Raw genomic sequence first — 16,697 nt, forward strand, 5'->3', positions numbered from 1 at the left:
TCCAAGGAGGTCCTTATGCAAATTGATCGTTATTTGACGCCATATAAGCTTGGCGAGCCCGTACTGGTCGGCTCCGGCATCTCCGGGCGATTCGATGAACGGGCGGTCGATTGTCCGTTTGTTTTTCAGCACCTCGACCGGTTTTACATGATGTACGTCGGGTTTGACGGCGTAGGCTACCAAACGGCACTGGCAACCAGCGATAACTTGACGGAGTGGGAGCATCTGGCGGTCATTTTACGCCGGGATGAAGGCCATGGCTGGGATAACAAAAACGTAGCCGGCACCTGGATTTTGAAGGAAAACCGGCTGGAGGCTCCGCCTGTACTGAAGAAGCATGACGGCAAATATTGGCTCGTCTATCACGCTTACCCCGAGTTCGGGTATGAGGAAGGCTCCGCCAGCATCGGCATCGCCTGGACCGAGGATGAACAGCTATTGGAGTGGCACCGCTGTCAGGAGCCGATTTTGACCGCTTCGCCTGACCATGACTGGGAGAAGGGCGGCTTGTACAAGGAATGCCTGATCGAGCATAACAACCGGTTTTATTTATATTACAACGCGAAAAATGCCACGAAGGGCCGCTGGAAGGAGCAAACCGGCGTGGCGTTCTCCGACGATCTGCTGAACTGGACCCGGTATGACGAAAATCCGGTGCTGCGAGTCACGGAGGAAAGCTGGGATTGCGGCTTCGTCAGCGACCCTTGCGTCGTCCGCGACGGGGACCAGTGGGTCATGTATTATTTCGGCTACGATTATAAGAAGGCTCAGGAAGGGATTGCGTTATCGGACAACCTGCTCCATTGGGAAAAGTATCCGGAACCGATCATTCGGGTCGGCGAGCCGGGTGAAGTTGATTCAATCTTTGCACATAAGCCGTCTGTCGTGACCTATGAAGGGGTACTGTACCATTTTTACTGCGCCTGCCGCTTAACCCACGAGGGTGATCCGACCATCAATTACGGAAAAGAGTTCAGAACGATCAGCGTGGCCACTTCTCGTCCACTGGCGCAGAAAGCGCTTACCGGACAAGGGGGCCACACCCTTTGAAGCTTGCGCAGCTTTATGTCGAAACGATGCGGCAGCCGCTTGGCCTGGACGTCGCCCGTCCGGCGTTCCGCTGGTCGTTTGCCGCTGCGGACCGGCGCGACGAGCAGCAGGTCGCCTATCGTCTGGTCGTGTCGGCCAGCGAAGCAGAGGCAGCCTGCGGGCGGGGCGAGCTATGGGACAGCGGGTATACGACCAGCCGCAACAATGCCCATATTAGGTATGCCGGAAGCCCGCTTTGCTCGCGCACCCGTTACTATTGGCGGGTTGAAATATGGAGCGAGGCCGGTGAACAAATCGTCAGCGAAACAGGATGGTTCGAAATGGCCTTGCTGGAGGAAAGCGACTGGCAGGCACGCTGGTTAACAGCGGATGCTGCCCACAGCAAGCCGGGCGTTCTGCCTCTGTTCCGCGAGGAGTTTACGCTGGCGCTGCCTGTACGCTCGGCCCGCGCTTATGTGTCCGGACTCGGCCACTATGAGCTGCGGCTGAATGGAGCCAAGGTCGGCGATCGGGTGCTGGAGCCGGGCTGGACCCAATACCGGAAAACATGCCTGTATTCCGTTTACGATGTGACCGAAGCGCTGCAAGCCGGCGCCAATGCGGTCGGGATCATGCTGGGCAACGGGTTTTATCACGTCACAGGCGGACGCTACCGCAAATTCAAAGGATCATTTGGCCCGCCGGTCTGCCGGGTTCAGCTGGAAATTACGCTGACCGACGGCACCCTGATCACCGTCGCAAGCGATGCAGGCTGGCGCACGGCAGACGGGCCGCTAACCTTTGCGTGCATCTACGGCGGAGAAGACTATGACGCCAGGCTGGAGCAGCCGGGCTGGGATCGCGCAGGCTTTACCGAGCCGGGCAACTGGTCGCGCGCAATCGAAGCCGAGCCGCCTGGCGGCCGGATGAAAGCGCAGGCTCTCGCGCCGCTCAAGGAAATGCAAGCCTTTCGCCCGCTCCGGTATACGCAGCCCGCTCCGGGCATCTATGTGGCTGACCTGGGGCAAAACTTTTCCGGCTGGGTAGAGCTATCCGTGAAGGGCGCAGCCGGAGCAAGCGTCACCTTGTCTCCCGCCGAGCTGCTGAAGGACGACGGCACAGCCAACCAGAAATGGACCGGCTCCCCTTACCGGTTCACCTATACGTTAAAGGGCGACGGCATCGAAACGTGGTCCCCGCGCTTCAGCTACTACGGCTTTCGTTACGTGCAGATCGAAGGAGCTGTACCAGCCGGAGCTGCACAAGCAGAGCCGGCCGAATCGCTGCCGCTGCTGCTCGCTCTGGAAGGCCGGATGATCTATCCGGACACCGAAACGGTCGGCAGCTTCGCCTGCTCCAATGAGCTGCTGAACCAGACGCATACGATCATTCAATACGCGATGCTCAGCAACATGAAAAGCATCTTCACAGACTGTCCGCACCGGGAAAAGCTCGGTTGGCTGGAGCAGCTGCATCTGATGGGGCCGGCGGTCGCGTTTAACTATAACATCGAGCCGCTGCTCGTTAAAGCGATGGAGGACATGCGGGATGCGCAGCTGCCGAGCGGCCTGGTGCCGACGACAGCGCCGGAATACGTCGTGTTTGCCGAGCAATGGCGCTGCTTCCGCGACTCGGTCGCCTGGGGAGCGGCCTACGTGCTGACCGGCTGGAATCTGCTGCAATTTTACGGCAATCGCCGCATTTTGGAGGAGCATTACACCGGCATGAAGGCTTATGTCGATTACGTGACAGATCAGTCCACCGGTTATCTCGTCGATTGGGGGCTGGGCGATTGGTACGATGTGCATGAGGACGGACCCGGCTTCGCTCGGAATACCCCGGTTGCCCATACGGAAACAGCGATGTACTACCAGATGGTCGATGTTTTTCGGACCATCGCCGAGCTGCTGGAGGAGCGCGAGGACGCCCTGCGGTACAGCGAGCTGCTTGCGGCGATCCGTACGGCGTTTAACGCCGCGTTTTTCGACCCGGAGACGCTGCAATATGCCAGCGGCAGCCAAACTTCCTACGCCATGCCGCTGGCGCTGGGTCTGGTGGAGGAGCCTTACCGCGAAGCCGTGCTGGCGCGTCTGGTCGCTGATATCGAGCAGCGCCGGATGCATACGACGGCTGGCGATGTCGGCCATCGCTATGTGCTGCTGGCGCTGGCCCAGCACGGCCGCTCCGACCTGATCTACGAGCTGGCGCGGCAAACCGAGCATCCCAGCTACGGCTATCAGCTGCAGCATGGAGCGACGACGCTGACCGAAGCGTGGGACGGACCGACTGTCGGCAAGTCGCAAAACCATTTTATGCTCGGCCATATCGAGGAATGGTTTTATGCCGGGCTGGGCGGCATTCATTACCGCTTCGAGCCGTCGAGCGGCGGCTATGAGCTGCAGCTGCGGCCGGCGATACCGGAAGGGCTGTCGCAAGCTGCGGCCGAGCATCGGCTGCCGTGCGGCGTCGTACGGGTCGCCTGGACCCGCAGCGCGACGGGGCGGCTGACGCTGAACGCCCACATTCCGGTCAACAGCAGCGCGGTGCTGCTGCTGCCCGCACGCTCCAGCGAGCTGCTGCTGGAAGGTGGCCGGTCCGTGAACGAAGCTCCCGGCATCCGCTTCCTGGGTATGGAAGCGGGCAACGCTGTGCTGCGGCTTGGCTCCGGCTCTTACCGGTTCGAAAGCCCTTTGTAATGTGAAACAACAAACGCGGGTATAGGGGGAGGGGCGGCAGTCAGACGCTCCTCCCCTTTCCGGCTTGGCCCCTTGGAATCCGTACCGACTATTCTTGATCCAGCTTCATGAATATATCAAAGATTCTCGAAGGTTTCTTTACTATAACTTCGCCTTGCTGACCGACTAATGAGCAAGCGAGTTTACTAATAACGATTTGATTGCCGTTTGGATCGCGCTCTTCGTGCCCGGCATTCTTGAGCATCACTTTGTTTCTTGCAATGCTAAGTACCCCGTCAACGGAATCCGGGAACCCGGGGCCTACCCAAAAACCGTGATAGGTTTCCTTGATGGTATTCAGTTGTTTCATTATTGTAGATGTAGGAATCCACTCATACTCGATAAAAATCCCTAACTTCCTAGATGAATGCCTAAGAGCATCGTTAGTAGCAATCTGTGATGGATATTCTGGACTAAAATCACCAACAATCGCAATTTTCATTTTGTATGCCCCCTGGCTCCTATTCGGAAAAGCTTATGGGACAGTTGTCCTTGTCAAGAATGAAAATAGGTCACGGCCTTCCCTCCGCCAAAACACCTTTCAACCCGCGTGCCTGCCTCTCATTTCCATAAATAAACGCAAGGGGGTGCGAAGAAATCCGGAATTATTCAGCCGCAGCTTTTATCGTTTCGATGAATTGGTTCAAGCTAAGATTTTCAGCATTTTGGGGGATCACAAGTTGAACGCTTACCGTTCCAATATCATTTGCTGGATAAGCTTGAACATGAGCCGCCTCCGGCAATGCGTCTCTTGGCAGTAAAGATATTCCCATGCCTAATGCAACTGCCTTCATAATCCCTTCAACACTGTCGTACTGAATGACATTCGGCCGCCGGGAGGTTCGTTGTATAACCCATGTTTCAAGCAAATTTCGATAAGGACAACCAGCGATCCGGGCGACAACAATCGGTTGATATGGAATTTCATCCAATTTCAAGTGCTTGGGAGCAATGAACACAAGTTCTTCTTGAAATGAAAAAACAGACATAAGCTTCGGATGGTTAAATTCCGTATTGACAAAGGCACATGCTAAATGACCGTCTGCAACGGCCTGTAGAAGATCAGCTTGCGCGCCCGTCGTTACGGATAAGTTGACTTGCGGATACTGTTGGATAAAGGAGGAAAGCCACACCGGCAACCGGTGGGCCGCAAGCGTTTGTGTTGCGCCGATTTGAATACTTGGCGTGCTCTTGGCAAGTTGGCGTTTCGCATTATCCAGTAGGCTGACAACTTGATCCGCATAGGATAATAATTGTTCGCCAGCTTCCGTAAGCGATACCCCTTTAGGATGGCGAATAAACAATATCGTTCCCAGCTCTTCTTCAAGATTACGAATATGGGCTGTTACATTGGACTGAACATACCCCATTTTCTTCGCAGCCTTTGAAATTGATTGGGTATAGGCCACTTCTCGAAATATGCGCAACTCTAAACTTTCCATATGCCGTTCCTCTCATCATTTAGGCTGATGGTTCCTATCATTACTAACGATTATACAATATTTTGGGAGGAAGCTATAATAAGGCACGTGCAGGAAGTGGAATACGGGAAACCCGGTGCATGCGGAGTCAATCCGTTATTTATTTGAATGTGCCTAAAGGCATAAAATTGCTGACAAGGAAGTGACATGATGGACATTGCCAACAAAGTCGTGATCGTAACTGGCGGGGCCACAGGAATTGGAAAAGCCACCTGCAAAAAGCTTGCTGATAAACGCGCCAAGATCGTGCTGAATTATAATCGTTCGGAGCAGGAAGCGAGGTATGCAGCCCAAGAGCTTGAAGAAATCGGCGCGGAAGTTCTGCTTGCTCAAGCCGATGTATCTCAAGACAATGAAGTTCGTGACATGGTTAAAAAAGCATTATCCCATTATGGGAATATTCATTTTCTGGTTAACAATGCGAGTGTAACAAGACAAATTGAATTATCCGACTTAGAGGCGGTAACAGATGATATATGGGGCTATGTACTGGACGTAAATCTGAAAGGCATGTTTCATTGTGCGCGAGCCGTTGCTCCGATCTTAAAGAGAAATAAAATGGGAGCTATTCTGAATATAGGAAGTATTGCCGGAATTACCGGCTCTGGCTCGTCCCTGCCATACGCGGTTTCCAAGGCAGCTGTTCACGGACTGACCAAATCACTGGCTCACGCCCTTGCCCCGGAAATCCGGGTGAATTGCATAGCCCCTGCTGCAGTAGCGACACGCTGGTGGGAGGGAGAAGAGGAAAAAATGAAAAGATTAAGCGGCGCTCTTCCGCTGCAACGGATTTCCTCACCCGAGGATATTGCAGATTTGATTTGCGCCATTCTTACACAGGATTCGATGACGGGGCAGATTGTCAGTCCCAATAATGGCATGGTGATCTAGAGAGCATAAACAAGGCACAGTCTCTTCGACCTTCTTAAAGAGACTGTGCCTTTCTATGAGATGGACTTTTTCAGTCCCCCGCTTGAAGCTGAAGCCAACCGTTTTTATTGCAGCTTCCTGCCGTACTTATTTCTACGCGAGAAAATGCCCCTGTCATAAGCCGCGACGACAAGGCTTTCTGGCGCGGCGGCGCGCGCTCGCCTCCCGGCAGGCGGCGTTAACACCGCTGTACGCTCTGCCTGTGTTCGGCATATGTGCCCCCGGCCTAATCCTAATCGTGCGACTCCTGCTCGGCTGTTTGCTCCTGCAGCGTCACCGGCCCGTACAGACCGCCCGATGCAAACCACGGCTGCCATGCTGCCTCATGCGGTCTGCCACTGCTCCAGTACGTCATGTCCGGGCTGCTTCCGACCAGATTGGTCGGACGCCCGACTTCATAATGCGCGCCCAGCGTGTTCGCCACGCGCACGGTCAATGTATGCCGACCGGCCGGCAAAGGTCCGTTCAGCTCAAAGCGGTACGGCTTCCACAGCCTGACGCCTAGCGGCTGCCCGTCGAGCCATGCCTCGGCTGTGCCCCGCACATGGCCGAGGTCCAGCACAGCCTCACACCATGCGTCCGTCTGCAGCTCGGCCTCGTACTCCACGATGCCGCTGTGATGCGGCAAGCCCAGCGCCGTCCGCCAGTCGCCCAGCCTGCCTGGCGCTGCGACGGTGTCGAAGCGGATCGGGCCGAGCAGCACGGCCGCTTCCGTCCGATCGCCGGAAGGCTTGATGCGGATAGCCGCCAGCGCGCCCCCCGGCTGCGCCGGAAACTCCGCGACGCCGTCGCGGACCTCCGCCTCCTCGCCCCCGATCCAGACACGCGCTGCGCCTTCGCAGGCGAGCCGCATCCGGTATGCGCCGACAGGCACCGGAAAGCGGAACCATACCGGCCTGCCCAGCTGAGCTGGATCAGCCAGCAGCGGCAGTGGCCTTGGATCAGCGACATGCTCCGGCATCAGCCAGCCGACATCCGGCAGCGGATGCGGGCGCGGCGACAGCCACAACGACTCCGTCTCCGCATACTGCAGCACCGCAGCGTGGAAAATGCCCGGCTCGCGGCCCGCCTCATCCGTCCAATCCGCGCCTGTGGAGAACGGCAGCTTTTCTCCGCTGGCCAGCTCGATCAGCCCGTCGACAAACACTTCGCCTTTGCCTTCCGGCAGCTCAATCACAAGTTCATTGTCTCCCGTGCGCCAGCAGGCGGTAAGGTCGACTTCCTCCTGACCTTGACGAATGTACGGATTATAGTCGCCATGCTCGGTCAGCTTCACCCCGTTGACAACAAGGATCGCCCGCCCGCGAGCGGCAAATATAACCCGGACCCGCTCGACCGAATGCCCGGCAGCGGCATGCAGCTTTACCGACAGTTGGGATTTTCCGTGGGGATGCCGGGTGTACAGCCACTTGGGCAGCGCCGGACGCGCCTGTGCGCTAATTTCAACGGCGGCGCGCATCGGTCCTTTACCGGCAGGACGGGCTTGCAGCAGCAGCTCATTAGCTCCCGCCTGCAGCTGAATCCAGCCCGTTTGTTCCTCCGGACCGCCGCTCCAGTTCACCGCTTCGCCGTTTACCGTGCCTAATATCGTGGCATTGCTTTCCAGCCGAATCCAGTAGGTACCTGCTGCAGGCGCTACGACATACGTTTTGGCCCACGCCCATTCCTCCGGCCCGACCCGGCCCAGCGTCAGGAAGCGGCGCGGCACCCGCCCCATCCGTCCGGCCCACGGGCGAATGGATAAATCGCCGAACACGCGGCTGAACACCGCAGACTGCGCTTTACTGTCCTCGTAGCGCTCTCCGCGGCATACGCGGAAATAAGTCGCCTCGCTCCATAAACGCGTCGTCCAGTCCGCATCGTCATATTCCGGCTTATGCCAGTCATCCGCTGCCGTTCCGGCTTCCTCCAGACGCATCAACAGGCTGCGCCGCTCCGTCGGCATCAACGCGTCGGCAGCATCCGTCGATCCGAGACCGTCCCCGCGATCGTCCTGCTCACCCGATACCGGATTTGCGCCCTCAAGGCTGTGTAAATCGAAATCGCCGTACCGGTTATCCAGTGTGCGAATCGCCTGCACCTGCCAGTCTGTCACCGCCAGAGACTCACGTCCGGCGGCGAGCCGCCGGCCGGTACGGGCCGGTTGAATGTGGCGGCCGCCGTATCCGGCGGAATCAAATGCCTGCCCTCGCTCCGGCGCCACCTGCTCTGCCCCTGCGCTTACCTCCAGACGTCCGCTGCCGTCAGCAGCCTGGTTCACCTCATCCCGTGCCGGGCTATCCACGCAAACGACCAGCGCTGCCGGCCAAGCGTCGAACGTCGCCTCAATTTCAATCCAGTCGCCATCACGCCGGTACGCGATTCGCTCCGACTCGCCGGTGACCGGATTCCACAGCTCCGGCTCACGCGCGGTCCGCAGCCGATAACGCGTCCGCTCCGGAGCCGATCGTTCCGGCCGCGAAGGCTCATGCAGCGTCAGCAAGCCTTCTTCCCCCTCGACTGGAAGCAGCAGGAAAATATCGGCCTCCGGCGTCCGCCGTTGCAGCGTCGCTCCGCCGCCCTGCACGGACGGCTCCAGCCGCGGCGCAAGCAGCGCAACCGCCGCTTCCGCGCTCTCTGCGTAGATGACGCCAGGCCAGTTTTGCTCCTCGGCAGGAACCTCCACCCCGACGACCAGTCCGCCCTGTGCCATCCATGCGTCAATCCGTTCGCGCGCCTCGGCATCCATCAGCGTCGTACCGCACAGCAGCAGGGCCGCAAACGTTTCCTCCGCAATCCGCAGGCTGCGTCCGGACGGGATTGACTTGGCCAGCGCCGCGTCGTCGGCAATATCGAAGTCAATGTTGGCCTGCTTGAGCGCGCCTGGACGATCCTGATCCCGCCGGTTCCAGCTGCCTGCGACGCTCCGGTATACCCGCTGCAGGTGGGTTACCGTCTCATTCGGCTCGCGGTTGGACAGCACCATCGGATGCTCCAGAGCGCCCCCGTCGCTTAACGACAGATGACCGCACACCGCATAGGACGGATAATGCACCGCTACCTCGCACACATGCACCCCTTCGCTCAGCAGCGCGCACACCCGGCTGACCGTATCGGCGAAAATCGGGTAATGGTCAAAATAGGGCTGTCTCCAGCCCGTATCCGGCGGCGCCCACTCCCACCAGCCGCCCCGTGTGCTGTAGTACACCGAATGCGGGCTGTATAAGGTCGCTCCGGCCTGCAGCCATGGAATGAGCCAATGCATCGTTTCCTCCAGCGTGCCGCCCCAGCCGCTCGAATGAAAGCCTTCCAGCCATACCCGCGAGCTTCCGTCTCCATGCAAATGCGCCATCGAGGAATGCGGCTTGATTTCCCCGTCCATGTCGGTTCCCGGCGCATTGTACCAGCGATGGGTGCGGAAATAGTCCAAATACAGCCGCTGCGCTCCGTTCGGATCGGCCCGGCGGGCCGGGCCGGCCTGGTCGCAGCCAAGCAGCAGGCCATGGCGCCGGTGCCAGTCGCCAAGCGGGATAAACCAGGACTGCTCGGCCAGCTCCGCCGCCAGTCGGTATACCCGGCGGCGAATCGTCGCCGCGCCGGGCAGCGGATCGAACAGCGCAGGCAGCAGCGGAGCCAGCTCCTCGCCGAATCGCTCGCGGTACACCGCGTCAAGCGCTGGGGTCCAGAGCGGCAGCGGCGGCAGCTCGTCCTGGAAGCTGCCTGCAATGGCGCGGCCCAGCTCCGGGCCAAAGCGGCGTTCCATTTCGCCATGAACCCGGTTCATCAGCTCGCCTGCGGCAGCCGGGTCCAGCCAGTTGAAGCCTTGGCGCACCGCCGCATAGACGGCTCCTTCGTCCGCATACAGCCGCACCGCCAGCTCCGGCAGCTGCTCCTCCGGCGCAAATCGCCGGAGCTGGTAGCCCGCGCAATCGGGTCGCTCGGCGACGATGCGCGCCAGCAGATTGGACCCGCAGAAGCCGATCTGGTCATAAAACCATACCCGCATGCCGAGCCTCGCCGCCTCGCGGACCGTAAAGCCAAACAGCGACCACCATGGCTCGCTGCCATAGACCGGATCATCGCCATCCGAGCCGTATTGCGGCCCGGTCGGAGCCATATTAATGATGCCGATGTTCCGCAGGCCGCCCCGGCGAAATTTTTCCAGCTGCCAGCGAATCCGCTCCTCTGTCACCGGCTCTGCGCTCCACCACCAGAACGGAACCGGGCCAAACCGGGGATCGGCCTGCGCAAATCGCTGCCTTAACTCAAGCATGCACTTGTCCCTCCTCCTGAACCGCTTCGGTACGGCCTGCGCTGCCCGATGACGCGATCCTGCTTGCTGCCTCTTGCTCCGGCCAGGACGCCGTCGGCCACGGAACCGGCCCCGCCGTCCGCAGCTCCCTCGCAGCGGCTGGCAGTGAGCATGCCTCCGGCACGGCGGGCTTCAGCCGGAAGCTCAGCTCGTAAAGCGCCTCCGGCTGCAGCAGGTACGCAGGCAAAGTAGGCGCGTAGCCGCAGCTATGATTGCCGATCCCCGTTTGACGGCTGTCGATGTATAGGTACATCCGATCCGCGCGGGTCAGATCAGCCCGCTTCTTGGCCGCCGTCAGCTGCTGCAGCGTAAACGGATGGACACTTAAATCAACCAGCGGCTCGCCTGCGACCAACAGCCCGCCGCCGTTGTGATTCGTTGCAGCGCCCCAGCGTACATCGGCTTTGTTTCCTGTTTCCTGAGGCTTGATGTAAGGAACAAGCTGATCCTCGACCGTTCCGCTAAACAAGCCGAGCTTGCCGCTGGCTTTGCGGTCAGGATAACATTCATGCGGCCCTCGGCCAAACCAGGTCAGCCGGTCGCACACAGCAGGCAGCGCCAGCTGCATCCCGAAGCGCGGCAGCGGCGGCAGCTCATCCCGGGCGGCAGCCATTCGTGTCTGTACCGCCAGTTCACCGTTGCCGAACAGCGTGTACACCGTTTCAGCCAGAAAGGCAATCGCTTCGCCTTTTGCGCCAATCGACTCGCGCACGACCCATTGGACGGCCCGATGGTCGATCACCCGGTACGAGACGGCTCGCGGGCTGGCTGCCAGCTTGTCATACTTGAACTTGCGCCACTCCTTGGCCAAATGCACATCATTGTCGACAGGCGCCCGCCACAGCTGCAGCCGGGGCCCTTCCTCCAGCAGCTTTGTGCCGCAGCTCTGCCAGTCGGCGAGCTGCCCGGTATCCAGCCGGAACGTCAGCGTAAAGTCGTCTCCAGTCACCCGAACCAGCCGGCCGTCCTCTTCTACCTGCAGCAGCGGCTGACCCGAAATGTCCGGCTTGCTGTCGGTGGGCAGCTCCTCCGCCTGCGGGATGGATGCTGAGGCTGCTGCGACTCTGCTGGCGAGCGGCACATCCGCCCAAGCGATTTCATGTCCCTTCGGCGCCCAGGCAGTAGCCTGCCTAAGCGTAAAGCGCACATGCAGCCAATACTCGCAGCCCGCTTCTTCCAATACGGACGCATATGGAATCCGTACTTCCTGAGCGCCGCCCGGCGGAATGGCCAATGCGGGCAGCTCACCATGCTCCAGGGCGATATGATCGCGGTATAACGTCCACTCCGCCAGCACATGCTCCAGCGTCACAATGTCGTAGCGGTTCTTGATCCGAAGCAGGCCATCGTGCGGTTGTACGCTTTCGACCTTCACCGGCTCAATCGCCTTCTTGTATTCAAGCATCGCAGGCTTCAAGCTCCGGTCCGGAAACAGCAGCCCGTCAATGCAAAAATGCCCGCTGTGCGGCTCGTCGCCATACTGGCCCCCGTACGCGTATTCCTCGCTGCCGTCCGCGCCGGTCCGGCGCAGCCCCATGTCAGCCCACTCCCAGATCAGCCCGCCAAGCAGCCGGGGATACGTATAGACGGCGTCCCAATATTCCTGCTGATTACCGAGTGAATTGCCCATCGCATGCCCGAATTCAACCATCAGATACGGACGGCTGTCCGTCTTTTTCCCTTCCGCGATCAGCATATCCACTGACGGATACATCGAGCTGACAATATCGACAGCTGGCGCTTCATAGGCCCGCTCATAGTGGACAGGCCGCGTCGGATCGACCGACCGCACCCAGTCGGCCATCGCTTCGTGATTGCAGCCGAATCCGGATTCATTGCCGAGCGACCAGACGATGACGGACGGATGGTTTTTATCCCGCTCCACCAGCCGAATCATCCGGTCCATATAAGGCTCGCGCCATGCCGGATCGTCGGACAAGCGGCTTTCGTCGCCGCCCGCAAGTACGAAGCCGTGCGTTTCGAGATCCGCCTCATCAATCACATACAAGCCGTAGCGGTCGCACAAATCGAGCCAGCGCTTGTCGTTCGGATAATGCGAGGTGCGCACCGTGTTGATGTTATGCCGCTTCATGAGCAAAATGTCCTCCAGCATCGACGCCTGGGTGACGACGAAGCCAAGCAGCGGGTCAAATTCATTGCGATTCACGCCGCGAATGATCACCGGGGAGCCATTGACCAGCAGGCGGCCGTCTTCAATTCGCAGCTCGCGAAACCCGACCGGTACCCGCCGCACCTCCTGCACCTCACCCGCCGCATCCGTCAGCTCCAGCAGCAGCGTGTATAGAAACGGCTCCTCGGCTGACCAGGCGCGCACGCTCGACAGGCCGATCGTCAGCTTGCCTTGCGGGATGCCGTTTTCATCCGGGGCAAAGGCTTCACCGATCAGCCTCGCTTCATGCCTTATGATCGCGGCCGGATCGCAGCCCTCCAGCAGCACGAGCCGTACAGCCTGGCCCCCTGCTGTCGCGCCGCCCCGGCAAGCGAGCGTAAGACTGACCTCCAGCTCACCGCCGCCTTCCCCGTCGAGCCGGGTGCGCACACCGGCGTCAGCGAGGCGTACAGCCGGGACGGACAACAGATACACATCGCGGAAAATGCCGCTTAGCCGCCATTTATCCTGATCCTCCAGGTAGCTGCCCGCACACCATTGGTATACACGTACAGCAACCCAGTTGTCCCCAGGCTGCACGAAATCCGTCACGTCAAACTCATGCGGATAATGGCTGCCCTGCCCGTAACCGGCCAGCTTGCCGTTCACCCACACGTGAAAAGCCGCATCGACGCCCTCGAAGGCAAGCAGCGTTCGCCGCGCCTGCCAGCCGCCCGGCAGCCGGAAGGCGCGGCGGTAGCAGCCGGTCGGGTTCGCCAAGGGCAGATGCGGCGGATCGACCGGGAACGGATACGGGCAGCTGGAATACAGCGGGGTGCCGTAGCCGTGCAGCTGCCAGTTCGCAGGCACCGGCAGGCTGTCCCAGCCCTGCTCCACATAATCCGGCTGCTCGAAGCCGTCCGGCGCTTCCTCCGGACTATCCGCATAACGAAACGACCATTGGCCGTTCAGCAGCAGAAAATACGGTGACAAGCCCCGCTCATCCGCCAGAGCCGACCGGACATCCGCATACGGAATGGACAACGCATGCGGCGCTTCCACGCGGCGTCCAAGCGTCAGCGGATCGGTCCAGTCTCGCGCCGGATGACCGTCCTGCCGCCAGGCTCCATCTGGACATTCGGTGTTGTCAGAAGCTTTCGCATTGTCGGCATGGCGGCCCGCCTGCAAGAAACCGCTTTCTATCCAATCTGAGGTGATCTGTTTTTCCATCCCGTTTCCCCCTTGTTATCGTCCGTTGCGCACTTGTTCGAATAAATGCTCCCCGCCCATCTGACCGCCCTTCAGCACAAGCTGAAGCCCGTCCAGGCGCGGGTTCGAGCTGTACGCCCGGCATAAAGGCGCCCCCGGCGTCATGCTGCCGAGCCAGCCGAGCGCGTAAATGCCCAGCTCGCGGGTCACGTAGCCGGAAGTATCCCCGCCCGCCACCAGCAGACGCGGCAGCCCGGTCGCGGCGATCAGCTCGCGAGCGAGCCGTCCGAGCCGAATGCCCAGCTCGCGCCTGGCATCGGACGGCTGCTCCGCGGAACTGGCGCTTGCATGCGGCGCCTGTCCGCTCCTTGTATCCGCTTGCATTCCCGCACTTCCCTCCGCGGTTAAAACAGCCGGGAGCTGCGGCTCCACATCCTCCGGACCGACGGCTGTATACAGCACCACGCTGCGCCCTTCCGCCAGCAGCAGCAGCGCATCTGCCAGCAGCTCGCTATGCACCCGGTCGCTTTGCTCCGGGTCCAGCAGCTCGCGTACGGGAACGCGAATGCCTGCGTAGCCGTTGGCAAATGACCACGCCAGCTGGGCAGCCGTCATCGGCGAGCAGCTGCCGGAGATGACCAGCAGTTGGCTGACCTCACCGGCAGCTTCACTGCCAGCGTTCGCAGGCAGCTGCCGGTCGGCCATGTAGCCTGCCGCCTGCCAATGCGCCGCCAACGCGTATTCAATTCCCGACGAGCCTGCGGCAAACAGGCTTTCTCCGTCCGCAGCCGCTTGCTCGGCTTCCTCCCAGATCAGCCTGCCCGCCGCTTCCAGTCTCGGCTCATCCAGCACATCCATCAGCACAATGTCCGGCGAGCTGTCCAGCAGCGACTCCAGCCGGCGCCGGACAGCCGCAGGCTCGCCCTCCAGCGCCAGCACATCGAGCAAGCCGATCGGCAGCTCGGTCTGACCGGCCAGATGCAGCCGCAGATCGGCCTCCTCCATCGGCGTAACCGGGTGCCGGGACATTGTCGGATGACGATCCAGGCGAGCCATTCCGCCCCGCCCGTCTGCCGCAAAATGGTTGCCGAACACCGTATACCGTCCGAGACGCGGCACGCCAACCAGCAGCGGCACGTAACGGCCGCCCCGGAACCGCGCGCGGCCAAGCTCAATGGCCCGGCCGATGCTGCCGATACGCGGCGATGAATCAAAGGTTGAGCAGCCCTTGTAATGCACGATCCGGGCTTTCAATAAACGCAAGCGATCCAGCACCGGGCCAAGCTCCCGGTCCATCTCGTCCGGCGTCAGCGACCGGCCTACCCCGGCAACACCGATGCATTCCACATCCGGAAATTCGCGCTGCAGCAGCTCCGGCGAAGGCGGCTCCAGAAACAGCAGCGTCCGCAGCCCGGCCTCCGACAGCGCTTCCAGCACATCGGTTGACCCGGTAAAGTCGTCGCCGTAATAAGCCAGCCGCAGCGTCGGGGAGTCAGCGCACACCCCGCGCTGCTCCGCGACTTCCTCTCCGGACCTCGCTTCAACGCGCACTCCGCGCCCAACCCCACGCGCGCTCATCGCTGCGGCTCCGCACTGCGGCCGAACTTGCCCATCGCCCGCGCCAGCGCAGGATGCGCGGCCGCGTAGACGTCCGCCGGGATGCCCTGCACCGCTGCCTCCCAGCCCTGCTTCATGCTTTCCACTCCTGCCGCCGGGCCGTCGGGGTGCGCGAGAATGCCGCCGCCCGCCAGATGCATCACATCGACGGTCGCTGCGCTCGCGTACGTGACCTCGGCTGTTCCGGCCCATTGGCCTGATGACACGACCGGCATCGTGCCGTAGCCGCCAAACAGCGGCTCTGCGCAAGCCCGGATCGAGCGGACGACCGATTCATTGCTTTCATAAAATTTGCTGTTCAAGCCGTTCACATGCAGCTGGTCTGCGCCCGCAAGCCGGTACAGCTTCTGATACACGTTAAATTCCATCCCGAGCAGCGGGCAACGCGTCATCAGCCCCCACTGGTTGCGGTGCGCATGAATCGGCACCTCGCTATAGCGGTTCAGCCAGGCCATACCGGCCAGACCAATGCTGTTGATGCTGACCATCACGCAATTGCCCCCTGCTTCGACGACCAGATCATGATGCCGCCGCATCTCATCGAGATCACCGGTAATATGAAAGGCATACATCAGCTTGCGCCCGGTTGCATCCGCCGCCCGGTTGACGGCGTCCATCACCGCCTTCACTTTATCCGGAAACGGCAAATACGGCGGATTTGCGTTCAACTCGTCATCCTTCACAAAGTCAAGCCCGGCCAGCGCCATTTCGCCGACCAGCTCGCCAAGCTGCTGCGCGGACAAGCCGACGCTTGGCTTCACGATGGTTCCAATAATAGGCCGTCCGTAGACGCCCGTCAAGCGCCGCGTTCCGTCAATGCCGAACTTCGGTCCCGGATACGCAGCGGCAAAGGAGGGCGGCAAATCCACGTCCAGCAGACGGAGCCCGGACAGCTCCTGCAGCTCATACAAATTACCCGCAATCGCGGACATCAAATTCGGCAGCGAGGGCCCGAAGTTACACACCGGGAACGCCACCTTTACTATGCCGCGCCGATACAAGCCGTCGTGACCCGGAGGCGTCAGCGCCCCCGGCAGCGATGGAGCAGTCGCCGCTTCCAGCGGCTCGACGCTCACGATTTTGGCCCCATGTCGCTCCTTCAAAGCCTCTGTCTCACCCGGCACCGCAGTAAACGTTCCTGTAGACTGTTCGCCTGCAATCACCTCCGCCGCCCGCTCCAGCGTAAACGGTGTTTCCACCAAGTAGGTTGCCGTTACATGCTCCTCAATCATCCCTGCGACTCCTCTCTTCAGCTCCCCGCCCGGCATGCTGCCAGACCAGCGCTTGCCGAGCAG

Annotated in this window: 9 protein-coding genes; 3 read left to right on the forward strand and 6 right to left on the reverse strand. The window is 60.6% G+C overall.

Translation table 11 applies throughout. The features are described from left to right. Window positions 1-15 precede the first annotated feature (15 nt). Entirely contained in the window at window positions 16-1,050 is a 1,035-nt protein-coding gene (locus tag AC6ROY_RS04510; RefSeq protein ID WP_500098831.1) for a glycoside hydrolase family protein, read from the forward strand. Further along, on the forward strand, window positions 1,047-3,725 hold the full coding sequence (locus tag AC6ROY_RS04515) for an alpha-L-rhamnosidase (protein WP_500098832.1): 2,679 nt from the start codon (window positions 1,047-1,049) through the stop codon (window positions 3,723-3,725). Before AC6ROY_RS04510 ends, AC6ROY_RS04515 begins: the two co-directional genes overlap by 4 nt. A gap of 88 nt (window positions 3,726-3,813) precedes the next feature. On the opposite strand, the gene AC6ROY_RS04520 is transcribed toward AC6ROY_RS04515, so the two are convergent. Together AC6ROY_RS04520 and AC6ROY_RS04525 are read right to left on the reverse strand one after the other, a co-directional pair. Continuing rightward, window positions 3,814-4,206, reverse strand: coding sequence for a CTP synthase (locus tag AC6ROY_RS04520; protein ID WP_500098833.1), 393 nt, complete (start codon window positions 4,204-4,206; stop codon window positions 3,814-3,816). 163 nt (window positions 4,207-4,369) lie between these two features. Next, window positions 4,370-5,206, reverse strand: a complete 837-nt coding sequence (locus tag AC6ROY_RS04525) for a LysR family transcriptional regulator (protein ID WP_500098834.1) — start codon at window positions 5,204-5,206, stop codon at window positions 4,370-4,372. A 189-nt stretch (window positions 5,207-5,395) separates the two neighbouring features. Between AC6ROY_RS04525 and AC6ROY_RS04530 the strand changes: the two genes are divergently transcribed. Then, window positions 5,396-6,136, forward strand: coding sequence for an SDR family NAD(P)-dependent oxidoreductase (locus AC6ROY_RS04530; RefSeq protein ID WP_500098835.1), 741 nt, complete (start codon window positions 5,396-5,398; stop codon window positions 6,134-6,136). 271 nt (window positions 6,137-6,407) lie between these two features. Here AC6ROY_RS04530 and AC6ROY_RS04535 read toward each other — a convergent pair whose 3' ends face one another. The 4 genes from AC6ROY_RS04535 to AC6ROY_RS04550 are packed head-to-tail and all read right to left on the reverse strand — an operon-like array spanning window position 6,408 to window position 16,634. Beyond that, a complete protein-coding gene (locus tag AC6ROY_RS04535; RefSeq protein ID WP_500098836.1) occupies window positions 6,408-10,427 on the reverse strand; it encodes a hypothetical protein in 4,020 nt (1,339 codons plus the stop codon). After that, window positions 10,420-13,806: a glycoside hydrolase family 2 TIM barrel-domain containing protein gene (locus tag AC6ROY_RS04540; protein WP_500098837.1), complete on the reverse strand. Its 3,387-nt coding sequence runs from the start codon at window positions 13,804-13,806 to the stop codon at window positions 10,420-10,422. Before AC6ROY_RS04540 ends, AC6ROY_RS04535 begins: the two co-directional genes overlap by 8 nt. Window positions 13,807-13,821: 15 nt before the next feature. Next, a complete protein-coding gene (locus AC6ROY_RS04545; RefSeq protein ID WP_500098838.1) occupies window positions 13,822-15,363 on the reverse strand; it encodes a four-carbon acid sugar kinase family protein in 1,542 nt (513 codons plus the stop codon). Continuing rightward, window positions 15,360-16,634, reverse strand: a complete 1,275-nt coding sequence (locus AC6ROY_RS04550) for a ribulose-bisphosphate carboxylase large subunit family protein (protein ID WP_500098839.1) — start codon at window positions 16,632-16,634, stop codon at window positions 15,360-15,362. The genes AC6ROY_RS04545 and AC6ROY_RS04550 overlap by 4 nt, the downstream gene beginning before the upstream one ends. Window positions 16,635-16,697 lie beyond the last annotated feature (63 nt).

The organism is Paenibacillus sp. sg306046, assembly GCF_059821225.1.

Excerpts from the sequence above, each read along its gene's own strand:
- AC6ROY_RS04510 (WP_500098831.1), top strand. The coding sequence starts at position 16 with ATGCAAATTGATCGTTATTTGACGCCATATAAGCTTGGCGAGCCCGTA.
- AC6ROY_RS04520 (WP_500098833.1), bottom strand. The coding sequence starts at position 4,206 with ATGAAAATTGCGATTGTTGGTGATTTTAGTCCAGAATATCCATCACAG.
- AC6ROY_RS04525 (WP_500098834.1), bottom strand. The coding sequence starts at position 5,206 with ATGGAAAGTTTAGAGTTGCGCATATTTCGAGAAGTGGCCTATACCCAA.
- AC6ROY_RS04530 (WP_500098835.1), top strand. The coding sequence starts at position 5,396 with ATGGACATTGCCAACAAAGTCGTGATCGTAACTGGCGGGGCCACAGGA.
- AC6ROY_RS04535 (WP_500098836.1), bottom strand. The coding sequence starts at position 10,427 with ATGCTTGAGTTAAGGCAGCGATTTGCGCAGGCCGATCCCCGGTTTGGC.
- AC6ROY_RS04540 (WP_500098837.1), bottom strand. The coding sequence starts at position 13,806 with ATGGAAAAACAGATCACCTCAGATTGGATAGAAAGCGGTTTCTTGCAG.
- AC6ROY_RS04545 (WP_500098838.1), bottom strand. The coding sequence starts at position 15,363 with ATGAGCGCGCGTGGGGTTGGGCGCGGAGTGCGCGTTGAAGCGAGGTCC.
- AC6ROY_RS04550 (WP_500098839.1), bottom strand. The coding sequence starts at position 16,634 with ATGATTGAGGAGCATGTAACGGCAACCTACTTGGTGGAAACACCGTTT.